The organism is Acidobacteriota bacterium (genome assembly GCA_016196035.1).
Lineage (GTDB): Bacteria > Acidobacteriota > Blastocatellia > RBC074 > RBC074 > JACPYM01.
The window spans coordinates 67282-73281 of record JACPYM010000065.1 but is presented as its reverse complement, the minus strand read 5'-3'; the positions used below and the strand labels follow the sequence as shown (position 1 = coordinate 73281).

Genomic DNA, 6000 nt, shown 5'->3' with positions numbered 1-6000 from the left:
GGCTGTCGCCCTTTCAGGGCTTCGCACAATGACTCAATGTGCTTCTGGGGCTGCACCCCAGGCTGTTGGCTGACGCTCCGTTGGAACTGGCTACGGAAATTCTTTTTCTTGAAGTCTATAGCAATTCGCGGTAATTGCCGTGCGGCGGGATGAAGCCCGATTTGTCAGGGCCGGTGCAACCGTGCCAGCAGCAGATGACGTAGAGTAATTGCCGTGCGGCGGGATGAAGCCCGATTTGTCAGTGGAACCCATAGCGGTCAACTCCTTTTGGTTCATGGCAAGCACCGCGCTTTTTCTGGCATTGCTTGTCACACTTGTCAATCGTTTCTTTTCACCATGAACATTCAAACATCACGACGAAATTTTATAGGCGCCGCGACACTCGCCGCACTCAACTTGCGCATACCACATACCACTACGGTTGAATCGCCGGTGATTGACACGCATTTGCATTGTTTCGCGGGCAACAAAGACCCGCGTTTTCCCTATCATCCGCGCGGCCCTTACCAACCGGCTGACGTGGCGACGCCCGAAATGTTGTTGCAATGCATGGCTGGCGCGGGCGTCAATTACGCCATCGTCGTGCACCCGGAACCTTATCAAGACGATCATCGCTACCTCGAATACTGCCTCGGCGTAGGCAAGGGCCGTCTCAAAGGCGTCTGTTTGGTCTTCGCCGATCAACCCAACTCCATGCGCCAATTGCCCGCGCTCGCCAAACGCGGCGACATCGTAGCCGTGCGCATGCACGCATACGCGCCCGACCGCTTGCCGCCTTTCGGCAAGCCTGAAATGCGCGTGTTTTGGCGGCAGGCGGCGGAGTTGGGATTGATGGTGCAACTACATCTCGAACCGCATTACGCGGCGCACTTCACGCCCTTGATTCGCGAATTCAGCCAAACGAAGGTCATCATTGACCACCTCGGCCGCCCGTTGCAGGGAACGGCGGAAGAGCACGCGACCGTCGTGAATTGGGCGAAGCTGCCCAACGTCATCATGAAATTCGCGGCCATTCCGACGGCGACCGAATATCCCTACCGTGATGTCAGGCCGGTCATCCGTCAGTTGAGCGATGCTTACGGCGCAGACCGCCTGATCTATGGCGGTGGCTTCGGCCCAAAAGCGACGCCGGAAAGCTATCGCGCCGCGCGGGAAACCATTCGCGGCTATTTAGCGCACTTGAACGCCGCGGACCAAGCCAAGGTTTTTGGCTTGAACGCCAGGAAGCTTTTCGGCTTTTCCGCCTGACCTGTTTGGTTTGAACCCTTTGTTGTCAGGAGACTCTTTCATGAAAACAGCCGCAAGGCATCTGGTCATTGGCGTATGCGTTCAGTTGTCACTGCTCGTAACGCTGCACGCACAAGCGAAGCAATACTTCCCGCCCAGCGGAACCTGGGCGAGGAAAGCGCCCGCAGAACTTGGGATGGATGCGGCAGCATTGGACGCCGCCATCAAATTCGCCCAGACCCACGAGACCGAACGCGCCCTGGATTTTTCAGATCAGGAGCGCACCTTTGGTTCGTTGCTAGGTTCGGTGCCGACACAACGCGCGCACACCAATGGCGTAGTGCTCTACAAAGGCTATGTCGTCGCCGAATTCGGCGAGGCCACGGCAGTTGATCCAACCTATTCGGCAGCCAAGAGCATGCTTTCGACACTCGCGGCCATCGCCATGCGCGATGGCAAGCTCCCCAATCTCGATGAACCCGTCGCCAAGCTGATCAAAGACGGCGGCTACGATGCGGCGCAAAACGCGCAGATCACCTGGCAGATGCACCTGCAACAGGAATCTGAATGGGAAGGCGAGATGTGGGGCAAGAAGCATGACTTCGTCGGGCGCGCAGCCTTTGGCGAAGGCGAACGACAGCCGCGCGCCTTGCAACGCCCCGGCACGTTTTATGAATACAACGACGTGCGCATCAACCGTTTCGCCCTGTCGTTGTTGCGCCTATTCAATAAGCCTCTGCCCGATGTCTTCCGCGACGAAGTGATGGATGTCATCGGCGCTTCGACTACGTGGAAGTGGGTGCCCTATCACAACAGCTACGTTGAGATTGACGGCAAGCGGATGGCGTCGGTCAGCGGCGGCACACGCTGGGGTGGCGGCATGTGGATCAATGCCTGGGACTTGGCGCGCTTCGGCTATCTCTGGTTGCGCGGCGGGCAATGGAACGGCAAACAGCTTTTGCCACCCGCCTACGTCAAAGCCGCCATCACGCCCAGCAAGAACGGGCCGGATTACGGCTATTTGTTTTGGCTCAACACCAAAGGCAAAAACTATCCCGGCTTGCCGCCAAATGCGTTCGGCGCGCGCGGCGCGGGCAGCAACACGGTGACGATTTTGCCCGATCAGGATTTAGTCGTCGTGTGGCGCTGGCACGGTGGCAATGAGGCTGAATTCGTGAAGCGTGTAATGGCCGCGATTCGACAATGATTGTACTTTCGCTAAGCCGGTGAGTTTGCCACAGAGGCACGGAGCCACAGAGCAAGAGATATAGTTGGCCAGATGCTCAGTCTTTTCTCTGTGGCTCCGTGCCTCTGTGGCAACGCTTTCAAGCAAGCCCAAATGCGATGAAAACTGTCCGACTGCGTTGATGAACCAAACCAAAGATACACACCTCATACGCGGCATGGGCCTGTTGCAATCCACCGCCGCGAACATGCTCGAAATGATCGGCATCGGCCCGTTCATCACGATTCCGCTGATCCTGGCGGCGATGGGCGGGCCGCAAGCTATGATCGGCTGGTTGCTGGGCGCGTTGATTGCCGTTTGCGATGGGCTGGTCTGGGCGGAATTAGGCGCGGCGATGCCGGGGTCGGGCGGTTCGTATATTTACCTACGTCAGGCGTATGGGCCGGAAAAACTGGGCAGGCTGATGAGCTTCCTGTTCATCTGGCAAACGGTTTGCACCGCGCCCTTTTCTATCGCTTCGGGCGCGGTTGGCTTTAGCAATTACACCAAATATCTGTGGCCGGGGATGACAGCGACGCAGGGCAAGCTGCTGGCGGCGGGCTTGTGTCTGGCGGTGACGGCGCTGCTTTATCGCAATATCCAATCCATCGGTAAACTTTCGGTCGTCCTCTGGGTCGTGGTCTTGCTCACGGTGGCCTGGGTGCTGTTTGCGGGGATCACCAATTTCAATCCCAAGCTGGCCTTTGATTTTCCGGCGCATGCCTTCGATCTGAATTGGATTTTCTTTGTCGGGCTGGGCAATGCGACATTGAATGCCATTTACGACTACGGCGGTTACAACAATGTCTGTTTCTTTGGCGGCGAAGTCAAAAATCCCAGTTGGACGATTCCGCGCGCAGTGTTGATCTCGATTGCGGCGGTGGCGGTGATGTACATGATCATGACCGTCACGATCATCGGCGTCGTCCCCTGGCGCGAAGCCATCACGGCGGGCACGCTGGCGAATCAGGCCATCGTGGCGGATTTCATCCAACGGCTTTATGGCAGCAAAGCGGCGACGGTAATGACGCTGCTGATTCTGTGGACGACTTTTGCCTCGATCTTTGCGGTGATGCTGGGCTATTCGCGAGTGCCTTATGCGGCGGCGGCGGATGGGCAGTTTTTCAAGCCGTTCGCGCGGCTGCATCCAACCGGCAACTTTCCCACCTTTTCGCTGGTGTTTATTGGAATCACCTCGGCGCTGGCTTGTTGGTTCGATTTGGCGACCTTGATCGCGGCCTTGATCATCATTGAAAAAATCGCCCGCGATATTGGCCAGGCATTGGCAGTGATTGTGATTCGGCGCGCCCGGCCTGAAATCCGGCTTCCCTTCAAAATGTGGTTCTATCCGGTGCCCAGTCTGATCGCTTTGGCGGGTTGGCTATATATTTTAAGCACAAATCAGGGAAAAATCGTATTATGGGGTTTAATATTGATGATCGCAGGCAGCGCCGCCTATCTGGGGCAAGCCAAACTAAAACGTGAGTGGCCGTTTGAACCAACGGCCCAGCCTGAAAGGAACACAAGCTGACAAAACAGCTAGAAGACGCAATGACGCAACCAGCTAAGACTTGGGATGTAATCACGGTGGGCGATTTGTTCACCGATATTGTGATGTCCGGCTTCCGCGCCTGGCCGGAACCGGGCGAAGAGGCGTTTGCCAAAGAGGCACGGCGCGAAATCGGCGGCGGCGCGGCCATCACGGCTTGCGGGCTGAGCCGTCTGGAACAGCGCGTCACCGTGCTCTCGGTGATCGGCAATGACGGCGATTGGCTGGCGCAACGCCTGACCGAGTGCGGCGTGACCGCCGAATTGCTGCACCGCAGCCGTCACGACACGACGGGCGTGACGGTCAGCGTTTCGACGGCCAAAGACCGCGCCTTTTACACCTACGCCGGGGCCAACCGCGAACTGCAACCATTGTTGCTCACCGAACCGAATGTGCGCCGCGCCCTCACCGAAGCGCGCCACGTGCACCTAGCCCTGCCCGCGCAACCTGGACTGCTCTCGACCTTGCCCCGCGCGTTGAAACCCACAGGCTGCACGCTCTCGCTCGATGTAGGCTGGCATCCGGATTGGTTGCGTAAACGCGCCCACCTGCAAGCCCTGCGCGAGTTGGATTTATTCATGCCCAACGAGCGCGAAGCCGAATTGCTCACCGGCCAATCCGACCCGGAAGCCATGTTGCGCGCCTTTGCCAGAGCGGGCTTGCGCGGCGTCGCCCTGAAGCTGGGCGAGCGCGGTTCGATCCTGCTGTGGGAAGACGAAATTTACCGCTGCCCGCCGCTCGAAGTGAAAGCCGTAGACACCACGGGCGCGGGCGATTGTTTCAACGCTGGGTTCATCTATGCCTGGCTCAATGGCGAGCCGCCCCAACGGCGCTTGCAATACGGCAACGTATGCGGTGCGCTCTCGACACAAAAACTGGGCGGCCTCGAAGGCTTCCCGGTCTTGCGGCAGCTCCAAACTTCGCTGCGCAAGCTACCCAAATAATAACGAATGCATGAGGCGGTCTCTGCACCCCTGGCTTCTCGTGTAGCGCCGCAATAACCACTTTTCCAGTTGAATCATCTTTAGGGAGGAACGTAGTACTCGATGTCTTATTTGATCGCGCCACATAAAAATGCTGATCCGAACAATCCCTTCATCAACAATCTGCAACACGCCGAAAACTATCGGCACTACGATGAGCAAACCAATCGTCCTAGCGTCAAGGAACTCTATCGGCTCAATCATCAAAATCAGACGCTCGCTGTCGTGCTCGCTAAAAAGGCCGAGTACGGCCAACTGAACCGCAAGCAGATGGGCATCTGGGAAGCGATGGAATGGCTCAACACGCTGGTGGATGACAGCGACCCCGACTTGGCGCTGCCGCAAACCATCCACGCGCTGCAAACCGCCGAAGCCATCCGGCAGGATGGGCATCCGCGTTGGTTCATTCTGGCCGGCCTGATTCACGATCTGGGCAAGATGCTGTGCTTCTTCGACGAACCGCAGTGGGCCGTCGTGGGCGACACCTTCCCGGTCGGCTGCGCCTTTTCAGACAAGATCGTCTATCACGAATTGTTTGCGGCGAACCCGGACGCGCAACACTCGGTTTACTCAACGTCGAACGGTATCTATGAGCCGGGTTGCGGCCTGGACAATGTGCATCTGTCGTGGGGCCACGACGAATATCTGTACCAAGTCTGCAAAGACTATCTGCCGCAAGAAGCGCTCTGGATGATCCGCTACCACTCCTGCTACCCGGTGCACCGCGAAGGCGCTTACACGCATTTGCTGAACGCCGGCGATCGGGAATTGCTGAAATGGGTGCGCGCCTTCAACCCTTACGATCTCTATTCCAAATGCGAGATACAGCCGAACCTCGAAGAGTTACGGCCTTATTATGAAGACCTGATTGCCGAGTTCTTCCCGGCAAAGATCAACTGGTAGATACGGTGAAGAAAAGTTGCCACAGAGGCACAGAGACACAGAGAAAGAAAAGAACTGGCGAGATTCTTTCTGACTGTCTCTGTGTCTCTGTGCCTCTGTGGCAAGAATTTGTT

General features: G+C 57.4%; 5 protein-coding genes. All 5 read left to right on the top strand.

Annotation, left to right across the window (positions count from 1 at the left end):
• Positions 1–396: 396 nt before the first annotated feature.
• Positions 397–1248 carry an amidohydrolase gene (locus HY011_20290; protein ID MBI3425280.1) on the top strand — a complete coding sequence of 284 codons (852 nt, stop codon included), beginning with the start codon at positions 397–399 and terminating at the stop codon, positions 1246–1248.
• A 40-nt stretch (positions 1249–1288) separates the two neighbouring features.
• Complete coding sequence (locus HY011_20285) at positions 1289–2434, top strand: serine hydrolase (protein ID MBI3425279.1); 1146 nt, start codon at positions 1289–1291, stop codon at positions 2432–2434.
• A gap of 160 nt (positions 2435–2594) precedes the next feature.
• Positions 2595–3983, top strand: a complete 1389-nt coding sequence (locus HY011_20280; GenBank protein ID MBI3425278.1) for an APC family permease — start codon at positions 2595–2597, stop codon at positions 3981–3983.
• 20 nt (positions 3984–4003) lie between these two features.
• On the top strand, positions 4004–4945 hold the full coding sequence (locus tag HY011_20275) for a carbohydrate kinase family protein (protein MBI3425277.1): 942 nt from the start codon (positions 4004–4006) through the stop codon (positions 4943–4945).
• Between the two features lie 102 nt (positions 4946–5047).
• Positions 5048–5887 (top strand): inositol oxygenase, encoded by an 840-nt coding sequence (locus HY011_20270; GenBank protein MBI3425276.1) that lies wholly within the window; start codon positions 5048–5050, stop codon positions 5885–5887.
• The last annotated feature ends 113 nt before the right edge of the window (positions 5888–6000 follow it).